The organism is Cytobacillus firmus (assembly GCF_023657595.1).
Classification (GTDB): domain Bacteria; phylum Bacillota; class Bacilli; order Bacillales; family Cytobacillaceae; genus Cytobacillus; species Cytobacillus firmus_B.
Window position 1 is genome coordinate 17501 of record NZ_CP098323.1, and the last position, 15000, is coordinate 32500.

General features: G+C 45.3%; 16 protein-coding genes, 1 tRNA gene, 1 other RNA gene and 1 other annotated feature (1 of these 19 running past the window's edge). Of the genes, 13 read left to right on the forward strand and 5 right to left on the reverse strand.

Annotated elements, in window-relative coordinates; translation table 11 throughout:
• A protein-coding gene (locus NAF01_RS00070) for a YaaC family protein (RefSeq protein WP_250801494.1) crosses the window boundary here: on the reverse strand, nt 1-146 show its beginning. Its footprint begins 814 nt before the window's first position; the window shows 146 of its 960 coding nt (coding positions 1-146); it begins with the start codon at nt 144-146; the stop codon falls past the left edge of the window.
• Between the two features lie 112 nt (nt 147-258).
• Between NAF01_RS00070 and guaB the strand changes: the two genes are divergently transcribed.
• From guaB to NAF01_RS00100, 6 genes are all read left to right on the forward strand, one after another.
• Nucleotides 259-1722 carry an IMP dehydrogenase gene (gene guaB / locus NAF01_RS00075; RefSeq protein ID WP_048011074.1) on the forward strand — a complete coding sequence of 488 codons (1464 nt, stop codon included), beginning with the start codon at nt 259-261 and terminating at the stop codon, nt 1720-1722.
• A gap of 507 nt (nt 1723-2229) precedes the next feature.
• Entirely contained in the window at nt 2230-3540 is a 1311-nt protein-coding gene (locus NAF01_RS00080) for a D-alanyl-D-alanine carboxypeptidase family protein (protein ID WP_226620404.1), read from the forward strand.
• A gap of 161 nt (nt 3541-3701) precedes the next feature.
• Nucleotides 3702-4583: a pyridoxal 5'-phosphate synthase lyase subunit PdxS gene (gene pdxS, locus NAF01_RS00085; protein WP_009336764.1), complete on the forward strand. Its 882-nt coding sequence runs from the start codon at nt 3702-3704 to the stop codon at nt 4581-4583.
• 12 nt (nt 4584-4595) lie between these two features.
• On the forward strand, nt 4596-5183 hold the full coding sequence (pdxT, locus tag NAF01_RS00090; RefSeq protein WP_048011076.1) for a pyridoxal 5'-phosphate synthase glutaminase subunit PdxT: 588 nt from the start codon (nt 4596-4598) through the stop codon (nt 5181-5183).
• Between the two features lie 61 nt (nt 5184-5244).
• Nucleotides 5245-5469, forward strand: a binding site (T-box leader).
• A gap of 54 nt (nt 5470-5523) precedes the next feature.
• On the forward strand, nt 5524-6801 hold the full coding sequence (gene serS / locus NAF01_RS00095) for a serine--tRNA ligase (protein WP_163145281.1): 1278 nt from the start codon (nt 5524-5526) through the stop codon (nt 6799-6801).
• Between the two features lie 98 nt (nt 6802-6899).
• Nucleotides 6900-6992 (forward strand) — tRNA-Ser (locus NAF01_RS00100).
• A 109-nt stretch (nt 6993-7101) separates the two neighbouring features.
• Here NAF01_RS00100 and NAF01_RS00105 read toward each other — a convergent pair.
• The 4 genes from NAF01_RS00105 to NAF01_RS00120 all read right to left on the reverse strand — a co-directional run bounded on the left by NAF01_RS00105 (nt 7102) and on the right by NAF01_RS00120 (nt 10505).
• Nucleotides 7102-7770: a deoxynucleoside kinase gene (locus tag NAF01_RS00105; RefSeq protein ID WP_035333477.1), complete on the reverse strand. Its 669-nt coding sequence runs from the start codon at nt 7768-7770 to the stop codon at nt 7102-7104.
• Nucleotides 7767-8408, reverse strand: coding sequence for a deoxynucleoside kinase (locus NAF01_RS00110; protein ID WP_163145280.1), 642 nt, complete (start codon nt 8406-8408; stop codon nt 7767-7769). Before NAF01_RS00110 ends, NAF01_RS00105 begins: the two co-directional genes overlap by 4 nt.
• Nucleotides 8409-8597: 189 nt before the next feature.
• Entirely contained in the window at nt 8598-9884 is a 1287-nt protein-coding gene (locus tag NAF01_RS00115) for a LysM peptidoglycan-binding domain-containing protein (RefSeq protein WP_163145279.1), read from the reverse strand.
• Between the two features lie 45 nt (nt 9885-9929).
• Nucleotides 9930-10505, reverse strand: a complete 576-nt coding sequence (locus NAF01_RS00120; protein ID WP_163145278.1) for a cysteine hydrolase family protein — start codon at nt 10503-10505, stop codon at nt 9930-9932.
• 76 nt (nt 10506-10581) lie between these two features.
• Between NAF01_RS00120 and tadA the strand changes: the two genes are divergently transcribed.
• The 7 genes from tadA (at nt 10582) to NAF01_RS00155 (ending at nt 14984) form a co-directional block, all read left to right on the forward strand.
• Nucleotides 10582-11118, forward strand: a complete 537-nt coding sequence (gene tadA, locus NAF01_RS00125; RefSeq protein WP_048011081.1) for a tRNA adenosine(34) deaminase TadA — start codon at nt 10582-10584, stop codon at nt 11116-11118.
• Nucleotides 11119-11197: 79 nt separating this feature from the next.
• Nucleotides 11198-11462: signal recognition particle sRNA large type (ffs, locus tag NAF01_RS00130), an RNA gene on the forward strand.
• Between the two features lie 135 nt (nt 11463-11597).
• On the forward strand, nt 11598-13295 hold the full coding sequence (gene dnaX, locus NAF01_RS00135) for a DNA polymerase III subunit gamma/tau (RefSeq protein ID WP_048011082.1): 1698 nt from the start codon (nt 11598-11600) through the stop codon (nt 13293-13295).
• A gap of 22 nt (nt 13296-13317) precedes the next feature.
• The gene (locus tag NAF01_RS00140) at nt 13318-13641 is read left to right on the forward strand and encodes a YbaB/EbfC family nucleoid-associated protein (protein ID WP_048011083.1); all 324 of its coding nucleotides are present in this window, start codon (nt 13318-13320) and stop codon (nt 13639-13641) included.
• A gap of 126 nt (nt 13642-13767) precedes the next feature.
• Entirely contained in the window at nt 13768-14364 is a 597-nt protein-coding gene (gene recR, locus NAF01_RS00145) for a recombination mediator RecR (protein WP_009336775.1), read from the forward strand.
• Between the two features lie 17 nt (nt 14365-14381).
• The gene (locus NAF01_RS00150; protein ID WP_061794190.1) at nt 14382-14600 is read left to right on the forward strand and encodes a YaaL family protein; all 219 of its coding nucleotides are present in this window, start codon (nt 14382-14384) and stop codon (nt 14598-14600) included.
• 120 nt (nt 14601-14720) lie between these two features.
• Nucleotides 14721-14984 (forward strand): pro-sigmaK processing inhibitor BofA family protein, encoded by a 264-nt coding sequence (locus NAF01_RS00155; protein WP_035333490.1) that lies wholly within the window; start codon nt 14721-14723, stop codon nt 14982-14984.
• The last annotated feature ends 16 nt before the right edge of the window (nt 14985-15000 follow it).

Below are 15000 nucleotides of genomic sequence, written 5' to 3' on the forward strand. Positions count from 1 at the left end.
TATATAAAAGGGTAACTGTTTTCATAGCTCTTTTGTTCAGCCTGATCCAGGTTTTGCTTTTGGTAGCATTTCTTTAAAAATTCCTGTGATGTATTCGCAGAAAAAAAATATAAAAAGGAGCTTTTAAAATCAAATGGATGTATCACTGAGAGTCCTCCGAATCTTTTGAAAAATCCAACATATCAATCTGTCCTTGACAGTATTTTGTCCAATTGATAACCTACTAATAATATTTTCGAGTCCAGGAGGTCAAAAAAGATGTGGGAAACTAAGTTTGCTAAAGAAGGTTTAACTTTTGATGATGTTTTACTGGTTCCATCTAAATCAGAGGTGCTTCCTCGTGATGTAAGCCTCAAAGTTAATTTGACTGAAAAGATTGCACTCAACATTCCAGTGATCAGTGCCGGAATGGATACGGTGACTGAAGCAGAAATGGCGATCGCTATGGCGCGCCAGGGCGGTTTGGGAGTTATCCATAAAAACATGTCCATAGAACAGCAGGCTGATCAGGTGGATAAAGTAAAACGTTCAGAAAGCGGCGTTATTACGGACCCATTCTTTCTCACTCCAGAACAGCAGGTATTTGACGCAGAACATTTAATGGGCAAGTATCGGATTTCCGGTGTGCCTATCGTCAATAATACTGAGGAACTGAAGCTTGTTGGCATTCTGACAAACCGTGACCTCCGATTCATTCAGGACTTTTCGATAAAAATCTCCGATGTGATGACAAAGGAAAACCTTGTAACGGCTCCGGTTGGAACCACATTGGATGAAGCAGAAAAGATTCTCCAGAGGCATAAAATTGAAAAATTGCCGCTGGTAGATGATGAAGGTGTTTTAAAAGGGTTAATCACCATTAAAGATATTGAAAAAGTTATTGAGTTTCCTAACTCGGCAAAGGATGAGCGCGGACGCCTGCTGGCAGGTGCAGCAGTTGGCGTAACCGGCGATACGATGAAGCGTGTTGAAATGCTTGTGAAATCACATGTAGATGTGATCGTAGTGGATACGGCACATGGACATTCAAAAGGCGTGCTTGATACCGTACGCGAAATCAGAAATACTTATCCGGATCTCGCCATTATTGCCGGAAACGTTGCGACAGCTGAAGCGACAAAGGATTTGATTGAAGCGGGTGCTGATATTGTAAAAGTGGGAATCGGACCTGGATCGATTTGTACAACACGCGTTGTTGCAGGTGTAGGAGTTCCGCAGATCACAGCTGTTTATGACTGTGCAACCGAAGCACGCAAGCATGGCAAGTCCATTATTGCTGATGGCGGAATTAAATATTCAGGGGATATTGTGAAAGCATTGGCAGCCGGCGGACATGCCGTTATGCTTGGCAGCCTTCTTGCCGGTGTATCTGAAAGCCCGGGCGAAACGGAAATTTTCCAGGGACGCCGCTTCAAGGTTTACAGAGGAATGGGTTCTGTTGCAGCCATGGAAAAAGGCTCAAAAGACCGTTACTTCCAGGAAGATAATAAAAAGTTCGTTCCAGAGGGAATCGAAGGGCGCATTGCATATAAAGGGCCTTTATCCGATACCATTTACCAGCTTATCGGCGGTATCCGTTCCGGAATGGGCTATTGCGGAACAAAAGATCTTCACGAGCTTCGCGAAAATGCCCAATTCATTAAAATGACAGGTGCAGGCCTGAGAGAAAGCCATCCGCATGATGTACAGATCACAAAAGAAGCGCCAAACTACTCGCTATAATTCATAAAAAATAAGGCTGTTTTTCGCAGCTCTTTGTATCTCATTTACTGAGTTGATTGGAGCGGAAGGTGCGAGATCCTCGAAAATGCTCTCGTATTTTCTTCGTGCGGTGTGTATCGGGGGAGCTTATTCAACGTCCAGCGGGAGTAACGGGGAAAGGTGAGACCCCGCAGACGCGCAGCGTCGAGGAGGCTCACCGCACGCCCCGCGGTGAGCTGAGCAGCCTGGAGCGGAAATCAACGGACAACATTGCTGGCGAAAAACAGCAATAAAAAGCAGAAGAGGGAAACCTTTTCTGCTTATTTTTATGCCCGAGAATGGATACTAGGAAAATATCAGTGCAAGCAATTGGGCCAATCATGCCACAAGTGAGGCAGGAATAGGTAATTACTCTATCTATTCTTTGAATCAGAGTTATGATAAAATAACAAAAGTGTATTAAAACGTTGGAGGGCAGTAAAATTGAAGAAAACATTGTACCGTAAGTTTATCGCTGGATTCCTTGCCATGGTCATGATATTAGGTCTTTTACCTGGTATACATAAAGCACATGCGGAAGATATTTTAAATATCAATGCCGATGCTGCTATTTTAGTAGATGCAGAGACCGGAAAGATTTTATATCAAAAAAATGCGGATAAAGTACTGGGTATTGCCAGTATGACGAAAATGATGACAGAATACCTGCTACTTGAAGCCGTTGAAAAGGGCAAAGTGAAGTGGGATCAGGAATACGCAGTAAGTGAATATGTATGGAAAGTTTCACAGGACCGTGCCTTATCGAATGTCCCGTTAAGAAGAGACGGCAAATACAATATCCGTGAATTGTATGAAGCTATGGCTATATACTCTGCAAATGGTGCAACAATTGCGATTGCAGAAACGATTGCCGGTTCAGAAACCAACTTTGTTAAAATGATGAACGAAAAAGCAGCAGAGCTTGGGCTGAAAGACTATAAATTTGTTAATTCCAGCGGTTTGAATAACCGAGATTTAAAGGGATCCCCTCCTGCAGGCGGCCCTGAAGAAGAAAACGTCATGTCAGCAAGAGATACAGCTATTCTGGCTAAAGAATTGATTAACCGGTTCCCGGAAGTACTGGAAACGGCAAGTACCCCTAGAAAGACGTTCAGAGAGGGTACAGACGATGAAATTAAAATGGAGAACTGGAACTGGATGCTTCCTGAGCTGGTATATGGCTATGAAGGCGCAGATGGCCTTAAAACAGGTACAACTGACTTTGCCGGATACTGCTTCACAGGAACTGCTCTGAGAGATGGCAACCGCTACATCAGTGTTGTTATGAACGCTAAAGGTGCGAATGGTCAGGCAACTTATAAATCCAGATTCGATGAAACCAAGAAAATGTTCGATTTCGGTTTCACCAACTTCACGAAAGAAGAAATCGTTCCTGCCAAATATCAGGTGAAAGGCCAGAAAACAGTGCCTGTTACAAAAGGGAAAGAAGATAAAGTGAAGATTTCTTCTAAAGATGCAATCGAAATGGTGATGAGAAATGGGGAAAAGGAAAACTTTAAACCCGTTCTTGTATTGGATAAAAAGAAATTAAATGAAAATGGTGAATTGACCGCTCCTATTAAAAAGGGAGAAAAGGTCGGCTACTTAACGATCGAGTCCAAAGAGGACGGGAAGCTTGAGTTCCTGTCTGATAAAGGCAAAGGCAATATCCAGGTGGATGTTGTAGCCGCTGAAAGTGTTGAAAAAGCAAACTGGTTCGTGCTGACTATGCGCAGCATCGGCGGTTTCTTCGGTGACCTATGGGGAAGTGTTTCCTCAACTGTAAAAGGTTGGTTTTAAGAAAAAGGGCTTTCCTGTCTTGACAGGAGCCCTTTTTCATTGCATATTTTCAATAGGGAAAATTCCGAGTAAAGTAATCTATTTTCCTTTTTTTGAAAAGTTATTTTTATCATAATATTTAACCCATCCAGAGCAGATGGTATTTACGAAGGGGGATAAACATGAAGACAGGTACAGATCGTGTTAAACGGGGAATGGCAGAAATGCAAAAAGGCGGCGTAATTATGGACGTCGTTAACGCTGAGCAGGCAAAAATCGCAGAAGAAGCTGGTGCAGTAGCAGTTATGGCACTTGAGCGCGTTCCTTCTGATATCCGTGCAGCCGGCGGTGTAGCACGTATGGCAGATCCGCGTATTATGGAAGAAGTAATGGGTGCAGTTTCAATCCCGGTAATGGCAAAAGCGCGTATTGGCCATATTGTAGAAGCTCGTTTGCTTGAAGCGATGGGTGTCGATTACATAGATGAGAGTGAAGTTTTAACTCCTGCTGATGAAGAATACCATCTGAACAAAAGAGACTACACTGTTCCATTCGTTTGCGGATGCCGTGATTTAGGTGAAGCAGCACGCCGTATTGGCGAAGGTGCTTCCATGCTTCGCACAAAGGGTGAGCCTGGAACTGGAAACATCGTTGAAGCTGTGCGCCATATCCGCAAGGTGAATGCACAGGTGCGCAAGGTTGTCGGCATGAATGAAGACGAGTTAATGACAGAAGCTAAGCTTCTGGGAGCGCCATATGAGCTTCTTTTGGAAATCAAGAGCCTTGGACGCCTTCCAGTCGTAAACTTCGCAGCAGGCGGCGTTGCAACACCTGCAGATGCAGCTCTAATGATGGAGCTTGGTGCTGACGGTGTGTTCGTAGGATCAGGTATCTTCAAATCTGAAAACCCTGCGAAATTTGCACGTGCCATTGTTGAAGCAACTACACATTACCAGGACTACAAATTAATTGCTGAACTTTCAAAAGAACTTGGCACACCGATGAAGGGAATCGAAATTTCTTCATTGGCTCCTGAAGCTCGTATGCAGGAGCGCGGCTGGTAAGGAGAATTGAACATGATAAAGGTTGGAGTATTAGGGCTGCAGGGTGCAGTAAGAGAGCATGTTCTATCGGTAGAAGCATGCGGCGCCGAAGCTGTGGTCATCAAACGCAAAGAACAGCTTGATGAGGTGGACGGGCTGATCCTGCCTGGCGGCGAGAGCACGACCATGAGACGCCTCATTGATAAGTATGATTTTATGGACAGCCTTAAGGAGTTTGCCCAGTCAGGAAAGCCGATGTTCGGGACATGTGCCGGGCTGATTCTCCTTGCAAACCATATTATTGGCTATGATGAGCCTCATATTGGTGTGATGGATGTCCGGGTAGAAAGAAACTCATTCGGCCGCCAGCGCGAAAGCTTTGAGGCTGATCTGGATATTGCCGGAGTGGCAGAAGACTTTGCAGCAGTCTTTATTCGTGCGCCGCATATTGTCGAGGCGGGGGATAATGTTGAAATCCTCGCCAAGCACAATGGCCGGATTGTGGCCGCTCGTGAAGGCAGATTCCTCGGGTGCTCTTTCCATCCGGAACTGACGGATGACCATCGCCTGACAGGCTATTTCGTTGAAATGATTAAAGAGTCCAAGCAATTAGCAATTTGAATATTTTGGTTGCAAATGGAACATAATTGTAGTACATTATGAATTACAAAATTCTTATAGCTTAAAAGCAATGAGAGGAACTAGTAACAGGAACTTTGTTCTGTAGAGAGCCGGTGGCTGGTGTGAACCGGTGAATAAACCCTGTGAATCCATCCTCGAGCAAAGCATGGAACACCCGGTATGGTCCGGGAAAAGTAAATGCTTTCGGTTAAAACCGTTATGGATTTAAGGTGGAAAGCTTATGCTTTCAACTAGGGTGGCAACGCGGGTAACTCTCGTCCCTTTTTTGGGGACGGGAGTTTTTTGTGTTCTAAATTATTTTTCAGGAGGGAATAAAAAAATGCTGGACATTAAATTTTTGAGAGCTAATTTTGAAGAAGTGAAAAACAAGCTTCAGCACCGCGGCGAGGATTTAACGGATCTGGGAAAATTCGAGGATCTTGATGTTAAAAGACGTGAATTGATTGTAGAAGCAGAACAGCTGAAGAGCAAAAGGAATGAAGTATCACAGCAGGTTGCAGCTTTGAAGCGCGAAAAGCAGGATGCAGACCATTTAATCGCAGAAATGAGAGAAGTCGGCGACAAAATTAAAGCATTGGATGAGGAGCTTCGCACGGTCGAGGAAGAATTGGACCAGTTGCTGCTGAGCATCCCAAACATTCCCCATGAAAGCGTGCCTGACGGTGAAACAGAAGACGATAATGTGGAAATCCGCAAATGGGGAGAAGTCCGTGAATTCAATTTCGAACCAAAGCCGCATTGGGATGTAGCAACAGATCTTGACCTGCTTGACTTCGAACGCGCCAGCAAAGTAACAGGCAGCCGCTTTGTATTCTACAAGGGTCTTGGAGCCCGCCTTGAGCGTGCTTTATTCAACTTCATGCTTGATTTGCACACAGACGAACATGGCTATAAGGAAGTTCTGCCTCCATATATGGTCAACCGTGCAAGCATGACAGGAACAGGACAGCTTCCGAAATTTGAAGAAGATGCGTTCCTGATTGAAAGCGAGGATTACTTCCTGATTCCAACTGCCGAGGTGCCTGTCACCAATATGCACAGGGAAGAAATTCTGAATGCAGATGAGCTTCCGATTAACTATGCGGCATTCAGTGCATGCTTCCGTTCTGAAGCAGGTTCTGCCGGCCGTGATACACGCGGGCTGATCCGCCAGCATCAGTTCAATAAGGTAGAGCTTGTGAAGTTTGTGAAGCCTGAAGAGTCTTATGATGAGCTTGAAAAACTGACTGGACACGCCGAAAAAGTCCTTCAGCTGCTTGGCCTGCCATACCGTGTGATGAGCATGTGCACAGGCGATCTTGGATTCACAGCTGCGAAGAAATACGATATCGAGGTTTGGATCCCGAGCTATAACACGTACAGAGAAATCTCTTCTTGCAGTAACTTTGAAGGATTCCAGGCGAGACGTGCCAATATCCGCTTCCGCCGCGAGGCAAAAGGCAAGCCGGAGCATGTGCACACACTGAATGGATCTGGCCTTGCGATCGGCCGCACGGTGGCAGCCATCCTTGAGAATTACCAGCAGGCTGACGGAAGTGTCATCATTCCGGAAGTATTGCGTCCTTATATGGGCAATCGCGAAGTCATTAAGCCTTAATGAGAAAGTTCGGAGCGGGTTTTTAATCCGCTCTATTTTTTTATAAAAATAATGTTGACAACTTTTTTAAGAGATGATATAGTATTTCTTGTCGATGCGGAGGAATACCCAAGTCCGGCTGAAGGGATCGGTCTTGAAAACCGACAGGCGGGTCAAACCGCGCAGGGGTTCGAATCCCCTTTCCTCCTCCATTTTAATTGACATCTAACACGCGCATAAATATTGGAGATACATAAAACCGCTGATCGCATCAGCGGTTTTTTTGTGTTCTTCCAAAGAAAAAACCGCCGATAATGGCGGTTATTTTTTCAATAGCTGCGTTTGTCTTAAAAAGTAAGAAATTCGCTCCACAATCGGCTCAATGGATTGCTCATTCTGAATGATGTCATAATCATTGATATTCAAGCGCAGGACCGGGCATGCGTTAAAGCTGTTGATCCAATTTTCATAGCGCTGGTGCATTTCTTCCCAGTAGGAAATAGGTGTCTGCTGTTCCATCGGACGGCCGCGCTCCTGGATGCGTGAAAGAATGTCATCAAGCGAGCCTTCCAGGTAGATAAGTAAATCAGGGTGTGGGAAGTATGGTGTCATCACCATCGCATCAAATAAGCTGGTGTAGGTTTCGTAATCGACCTTGGACATCGTCCCTTTTTCATAATGCATTTTCGCAAAGATGCCTGTGTCTTCATAAATGGATCGGTCCTGAACAAAGCCGCCGCCATATTCGAAAATGCGCTTCTGATCCTTGAAGCGTTCAGCCAGGAAGTAAACCTGCAGGTGAAAGCTCCAGCGGTTGAAATCCGCATAGAATTTATCGAGGTAAGGGTTTGTATCAACCTTTTCGAAAGAGGTTCGGAACCCCAGTGCATCCGCAAGCGCATTGGTCATTGTTGATTTTCCGACTCCAACGGTTCCGGCAATGGTAATGACGGCGTTTGAAGGAATCTCATATTTCTGCCTTAGATTCATAAGTGTATACTCCTCTTTTTTAATGATGTCGATAAGGTATCGAATATATGCATTAAGTCTGCTTCGTTTTTCACAAAATCCAGCTGATCTCCATTAAAGCGGATGACCGGAATATCCGGGTGCTGCCTTTCGAACTCATTCATAGCCGTTTCATAATCAAGGGATAGCTGCTCGAGATATAACGGACTGATGTTCTTTTCAATTTCACGGCCTCTCAGCTCGATTCGGTCGAGCAGTGTTTCAAGGCTGGCATTAAGATAGATGATGACATTCGGCTTTGGCATATCACCCGTCAGAATGTCGTAGATCTTCAGATACTTCTGGTATTCAGTCTGATTCAGTGTGCGCTGTGCAAAGATCAGATTCTTGAAAATATGATAATCAGCCACAACAGGCTTATTTTGAGCCAGGTAGTGATTGTTGATATCAACCAGCTGTTTATAGCGGTTGCATAGGAAAAACATTTCAGTCTGAAAGCTCCATTCTTCAATGTTTTCATAGAATTTACCCAAAAAAGGATTTTCATCAACAATCTCTTTTAGCAAGGCATACTGAAATTTCTCAGAAATTGCTTTAGCGAGAGATGTTTTCCCAACGCCAATCGGCCCCTCTACTGTAATAAAAGGTATTCCCCCCATAGTGATCGTCCTCCTGCATTGCTTATTTATCTATAGAAACCATATATAGGTACGTTCCAAAATGACACAAAGCTTATTTTATCACAGTATGGAGTGGAAGGGATATGGAATTTAAGCTGGAAATAAGAAAGTAAGAGTATATTATCTGAAAAATGAAAAAGCTGCCTGTAAGCGGCAGCTGCTGAGTGATCATGCTCTTTTTGTCACATCGAAGTTTTCCGTAATCAGAAGCCAATTTTGCGGGAAAGACAGGCCTAGCTTCCAGTAGCTCATTCCCCGAAGCTTCAGTTCTTTGATTAAGTCGAATTTCGCCTGGATGGAGCGGGCATCCTCAAACCAGACTTCATGCCTTTTCCCGTCAGGTGCTGTGTAATTAAAAAATGGGGCCTGTGCTTTGTAGTCATATTGAATAGCCACATTATTTTCCGCTGCGATCTGTATGGCCTGCTGCGGACTGACGGCTTTTGCGGTAGTGCCCTGAACAAAAGGAAGCGTCCAGTCATAGCCATATAAGTTCTGGCCCATCATGATCTTAGAAGATGGCATTTCGCTGATCGCATATTCCAATACCTGCCTCACTGGGCCGATCGGGGAAACGGCCATAGCCGGACCGCCGCTGTAGCCCCATTCATAGGTCATGATGACCACGAAATCAACAATCTCCCCATGTGCTTTATAATCATGGGCCTCATACCAGAGCCCTTTCTGTTCGGCGCTGGTTTTCGGGGCTAATGCTGTGGAAATCAGCCAGCCTTCCTGCCTGAATCTTGCCTTCGCTTTTCTGAGAAAATTGTTATACGCTTCGCGGTCCTCAGGACGCAGAAATTCGAAGTCAAAATGAATATCCCTGAAGCCGTATTTCTTTGCTGTTGCGGTAATATTATCCAGGAATTTATTCTGAATCGCCATATCATTTAACAATATTCTGCCCAGTTCGTCACTGAACTGATCGTTTTCCTGATTGGTGATCACCATCATCAGTACATTATTATTGGCTCTCGCAATAGCTGGGAAATCATTCAGAAGCGGCTCCTTCAAAGAGCCATCGCGGAGAGCCTGGAAACTGAACGGCGCCAGATAGGTCAGATAAGGCGCGGCCTCTCTTGCACTTTCCTCCAGTTCAGGGGCGACTGTATTGCCTCTTGGCTCCACATAGGCATTGAATTCTGCTTTCGTTTTCGGGCGGGGCGGGATATAAAGGCGAAACCCCACCTGAAGCGGCTGGCTTACTGAAATGCCATTGACTGATGCCAGCTGCTGATAAGAAATGCCGAACCTTCTTGAAATCGAGTAAAGGCTGTCACCCGGCTGCACCCAATAAAAGCTTCCTATTATCGGAATAACCAGTGTCTGGCCAATCACCAGATTATTTGGATTGGGGATTTCATTTGCTTCAATGAGATCCTGAACTGTCGTTCCATATGCCTGGGCAATGCCGAACAAAGACTGGTTTTGCTGGACAACATGAATCTGCAATCTATCTCCCTCCCTGAAAAGCACATCTTAAACACTACTGCCATTTTATGAAGGAAACAGGGAAGAAATGTTATAATTGTTTTCAGAGAAGGAAGAGATATTGGCTTTTAATACGTTTTCCATCATCTTTAAGGCATTTGCATTATCATGGTCATCATTGGAGGTGGTGCAGTCATGCGGTATATGCAGACGGTATTCTCTCATATAAGCGTCATTGGCTGAAAACAGGACACAGATATTGCCTGCGATTCCCGTCATAACAAGCAGATTGACGCCAAGCTGGTGCAGGAGAGTATTTAAGGCAGTGCCGTAAAAAGCGGAGTGCTTTGGCTTTATTAAAAAATAATCATCCGGCGACGGGTGTATTTCATGAAGGATACGCTCACTGACAGGATTGCGGCAATGATTCATAATCGTATCGAGATCAGCCTTCCAGAGGTTATAATGATCATTCACATAAATGACCGGGAGATCCTGTTTATGAAATGCGGACTTTAGCTCATTGATGGGTTTTATGATATTCATTGCTTTTTCAGCAAGGATTTTTCCATGGTGAAAATGAAAGTCGTTAATCATGTCAATAATGATAAGAGCCGGTTTATAGGCTTGCGGATTTTTCATCGAATCGCTCCTTTAAGAGTATTTTTCGTAAAAGGGGCCGCTTTTACACAGATGTTAAGAGAAGGAATGAAGATATTTGATTCAGGAATCATTCACTGAAGATGAACTATATATGCGGGAGGCCATCAAGGAAGCTAAGCTTGCTGAAGGGCTGGAGGAGGTTCCGATTGGCGCAGTCATTGTTCTGGACGGGGAGATTATTGCCCGGGCACATAACCTGCGAGAAGTGAATCAGACTGCGATTGCGCATGCGGAACTCTTGGCCATTGATCAGGCGTGCAAAAAACTCGGAACCTGGCGGCTGGAGAATGCCGTCCTCTATGTAACTTTGGAGCCCTGTCCGATGTGTTCGGGATCCATTATTCTGTCGCGCATCCAAAAGGTGGTGTATGGAGCCAGGGATCCGAAAGGCGGCTGTGCCGGAACGCTCATGAACCTATTGCAGGATGAGCGGTTCAATCATCAGAGTGAAGTCGTCGCAGGGGTGCTGGAAGAAGAATGCGGTGAAATGCTTTCGAGTTTTTTCCGGAACTTGCGAAAGCGCAAGAAAGAAGAGAAAAAGAAAAGGCAATTACTGCAGATGGAACAGGATACAGGAATTGACAATGGCTAGGCATTGCTTTTTTTCCTGATTGTTAGTATACTTATAAATGCGTCGGACAAAGACGCACCTAAATATGGTTTCAACTTTGCCGTGCTAGGCGGGGAGGTAGCGGTGCCCTGTACTCGCAATCCGCTCTAGCGAGGCTGAATCCCTTCCCGAGGCTGGTGTCCTGTAGGGCCTGCCTTAAGTAAGTGGTGTTGACGCCCGGGTCCTGCGCAATGGGAATCCATGAATCATGTCAGGTCCGGAAGGAAGCAGCATTAAGTGGACGCTCCCATGTGCCGCAGGGTTGCCTGGGCCGAGCTAACTGCTTAAGTAACGCCTATGGGCGCCAGTCGACGGAAGGTGCACGGCAGTTTATATTGTTACTAAAACTCATCCTTTTGCGGGGTGGGTTTTTTGTTGTATTTTTTGCTCTAGGTTTTGTAAAAAAGAATTTAGATACGTTATAATAGATGAAGGACTATACATAGGAAGGGGGCGTGTCAGTGAGTTATCAAGCTTTATATCGTGTTTGGCGCCCGCAGCAGTTCATCGATGTTGTCGGGCAGGAACATGTGACAAAGACTTTGCAAAACGCCCTGCTTCAGGAGAAGATATCACACGCCTATTTGTTTTCCGGCCCCCGCGGAACCGGTAAAACGAGTGCGGCAAAAATACTTGCAAAGGCTGTTAACTGTGAGAAGGCACCTGTCACTGAACCATGCAATGAGTGTTCGGCCTGCAGAGGGATTACAGACGGATCAATTCCTGATGTCATTGAAATCGATGCTGCATCCAATAATGGTGTAGAAGAAATCAGGGATATCCGGGACAAAGTGAAATATGCCCCGAATGCTGTAAAATACAAGGTTTACATCGTCGATGAGGTGCATATGCTTTCCATTGGAGCCTTCAATGCGCTGTTAAAAACGCTTGAAGAGCCGCCTAAGCATGTTATTTTTATTTTAGCCACAACCGAGCCTCATAAAATTCCTCTGACGATTATTTCCCGCTGCCAGCGATTCGATTTCAAACGGATTACGGCTCAGGCGATAACAGGAAGAATGAAGCTGATTGCGGATGAAACAGATGCAGCCTATGAAGAGCAGGCCCTGCAGATTATCGCAAGAGCCGCAGAAGGCGGGATGCGTGATGCGCTCAGTCTGCTTGATCAGGCGATCTCCTTCAGCCAGGATCGCGTTACAGTCGAAGATGCCCTATCTGTAACAGGTGCCGTGTCGCAGGGGTTTTTAAATAAACTGGCAAGAGCGGTTAAAGACAGGGATGCAGCATCCGGGCTGGAATTTCTGGAGGAGCTCCTTTTTCAGGGGAAAGATCCATCCCGCTTTATAGAGGACTTTATCCTGTATTACCGGGATATGCTTTTATATAAAGCGGCTCCTAGGCTTGAGGAATCAATGGAAAGAGTTATGCTCGATGAGGACTTCCAGCAGCTTGCCCGGGAGGTGGAGCCTGAAGAGCTTTATGAGCTGATTGAAGTGCTGAACAAAGCCCAGCAGGAAATGAGATGGACCAACCATCCGCGGATTTTCCTGGAAGTGGCGATTGTGAAGCTGTGCCAGCTTGAACAGCGGGAGAGACCAGGACAGGCTGCAGACATTAAGCCGCTGATGCAGCAAATCGAACAGCTGCAGCACGAGCTTGCTGAATTAAAGAAAAACGGCATAGCGGTGAAAGATGATGGAGCTCCTGCTGTACAGAAAAAGCCGCAGAGAAGTTCACGCAAGGGATTCCAGGCGCCAGTCGGGAAAGTGAATGAAGTACTGAAGCAGGCAACGAAAAATGATCTCGTGGCTGTAAAGAGCCGCTGGGGCGAGATGCTGAACCTGCTTGTTCAAAACCAGATGCGCTCTCAGGCAGCTCTTCTCAATGAAGCAGAGCCTGTAGCCGCATCGGAAACAGCTCTTATTGTAAAATTCAAATATGAAATTCATTGTCAGATGGCCATGGATAATGCGAAATTCCTGGATACATTGGCGAATGTCCTGTTTGAGCTTTTAGGAAAGAGATTGCAGCTGGTCGGCATTCCGGATGAACAATGGCAAAGCGTCAGGGAGGATTTCCTGCGCAGCCAGCGTGACGGAGATGAGTCTGGCGGGGGCTTCGGCGGAAATGAGGAAGAACCTCATGTGGCTGAAGCGGTCAAGTTATTTGGCGCTGAACTAATAGAAATTAAAGAATAGAAACTAGCTGGAGGTATGTAAAATGCGCGGTGGAATGGGAAATATGCAAAATATGATGAAGCAAATGCAGAAAATGCAAAAGAAGATGGCTCAGGCACAGGAAGAGCTTGGCGAAAAAAGAATTGAAGGAACAGCCGGCGGCGGAATGGTGACTGTCGTTGTATCCGGACATAAACAAGTTTTAGAAGTTAACATTAAAGAGGAAGTTGTCGATCCGGAAGATATCGAAATGCTTCAGGACCTTGTCCTGGCGGCAACTAACGATGCACTGAAAAAAGCGGAAGATTTAACAAACGATACGATGGGCCAATTTACTAAAGGAATGAACCTGCCGGGAATGTTTTAATCAAACATCCTGAAGGAGTGCTTAAAAGCACAGACAGGCCGGGCGCCAGCGAACATAGCCTGATGGAATATCCATCAGGCCATCATGCTCGCGGCGCTTTTCCTTTTCATATAGGAGGAAACACACATGCATTATCCTGAACCGATATCCAAGCTGATTGACAGCTTTATGAAGTTGCCCGGAATCGGCCCGAAAACGGCTGCGCGTCTGGCGTTTTTTGTTTTAAGCATGAAAGAAGATACTGTGCTGGATTTTGCGAAGGCACTGGTCAATGCGAAAAGAAATTTATCTTACTGCTCTGTCTGCGGCCATATCACGGACCAGGATCCTTGTTATATATGTGAGGACCAGAGACGTGACCGGTCTGTCATTTGTGTGGTCCAGGATCCGAAGGACGTTATTGCCATGGAAAAGATGAAGGAATACAACGGGCTGTATCATGTGCTCCATGGAGCGATTTCTCCGATGGATGGGATTGGCCCTGAAGATATCAATATTCCTGATTTATTGAAAAGGCTTCAGGATGAGACGGTCCAGGAGATTATTCTTGCCACCAATCCGAATATTGAAGGGGAAGCAACAGCCATGTACATCTCCCGCCTGATCAAGCCGTCCGGCATAAAGGCTACCCGGATCGCCCATGGCCTGCCGGTAGGCGGAGACCTGGAGTATGCAGATGAAGTAACGCTCTCAAAAGCGTTAGAGGGAAGAAGAGAAGTTTAAGCACGGAGGCGGAATATATGTTTTTTCGCAGGAAAAAATGGCTTCGCAGCGAGTTTGATGAGAAGCTTCTGGAGCAGCTGAACAGATTGAAAACAGATTGGAACAACCAGAAATCGCTGGTGGAAAAAAGCTTTGATCCATCCCCTGAGGCAATTAGCCAGGCAAAGCTGGCCGAAGCGAAATACTTTTTTCTATTCAGGGAAGCTAAAAAGAGAAATGTTAAAGTGAGAATGTAAGTTATTTATTTTGCTGAAGAAAATCGTCCATAACAAAATACTTGTCCTCCTCTAAGGTCTTTTTTGTACAGACTAAACATAAATTAGTAGTACAAGTTTCCTGAGAGGAGGATTTTTCTTTTGGATCCTATCGTAGTGATCTCCATTCTGGGAGGATTAATTTTATTGCTTCTATTTATAGGAGCACCGGTAAAACCGGTAAGATTTATAGGGCAGGGAGCCATTAAACTGATCATAGGTGCACTCTTATTATTCTTCTTAAATGCATTTGGGAATCAGATTGGCATTCATGTTCCTATAAACCTTGCTACTTCGGCCATTTCCGGATTCCTGGGTATTCCCGGATTGTTTGCCCTTGTTGCTATACAGACATGGATTATTTAATTGTACAGCCGTTCTG

Excerpts from the sequence above, each read along its gene's own strand:
- pdxS (WP_009336764.1), top strand. The coding sequence starts at position 3,702 with ATGAAGACAGGTACAGATCGTGTTAAACGGGGAATGGCAGAAATGCAA.
- NAF01_RS00150 (WP_061794190.1), top strand. The coding sequence starts at position 14,382 with ATGTTTTTTCGCAGGAAAAAATGGCTTCGCAGCGAGTTTGATGAGAAG.
- NAF01_RS00140 (WP_048011083.1), top strand. The coding sequence starts at position 13,318 with ATGCGCGGTGGAATGGGAAATATGCAAAATATGATGAAGCAAATGCAG.
- NAF01_RS00105 (WP_035333477.1), bottom strand. The coding sequence starts at position 7,770 with ATGAATCTAAGGCAGAAATATGAGATTCCTTCAAACGCCGTCATTACC.
- serS (WP_163145281.1), top strand. The coding sequence starts at position 5,524 with ATGCTGGACATTAAATTTTTGAGAGCTAATTTTGAAGAAGTGAAAAAC.
- recR (WP_009336775.1), top strand. The coding sequence starts at position 13,768 with ATGCATTATCCTGAACCGATATCCAAGCTGATTGACAGCTTTATGAAG.
- pdxT (WP_048011076.1), top strand. The coding sequence starts at position 4,596 with ATGATAAAGGTTGGAGTATTAGGGCTGCAGGGTGCAGTAAGAGAGCAT.
- NAF01_RS00120 (WP_163145278.1), bottom strand. The coding sequence starts at position 10,505 with ATGAAAAATCCGCAAGCCTATAAACCGGCTCTTATCATTATTGACATG.
- guaB (WP_048011074.1), top strand. The coding sequence starts at position 259 with ATGTGGGAAACTAAGTTTGCTAAAGAAGGTTTAACTTTTGATGATGTT.
- NAF01_RS00080 (WP_226620404.1), top strand. The coding sequence starts at position 2,230 with ATGGTCATGATATTAGGTCTTTTACCTGGTATACATAAAGCACATGCG.
- NAF01_RS00110 (WP_163145280.1), bottom strand. The coding sequence starts at position 8,408 with ATGGGGGGAATACCTTTTATTACAGTAGAGGGGCCGATTGGCGTTGGG.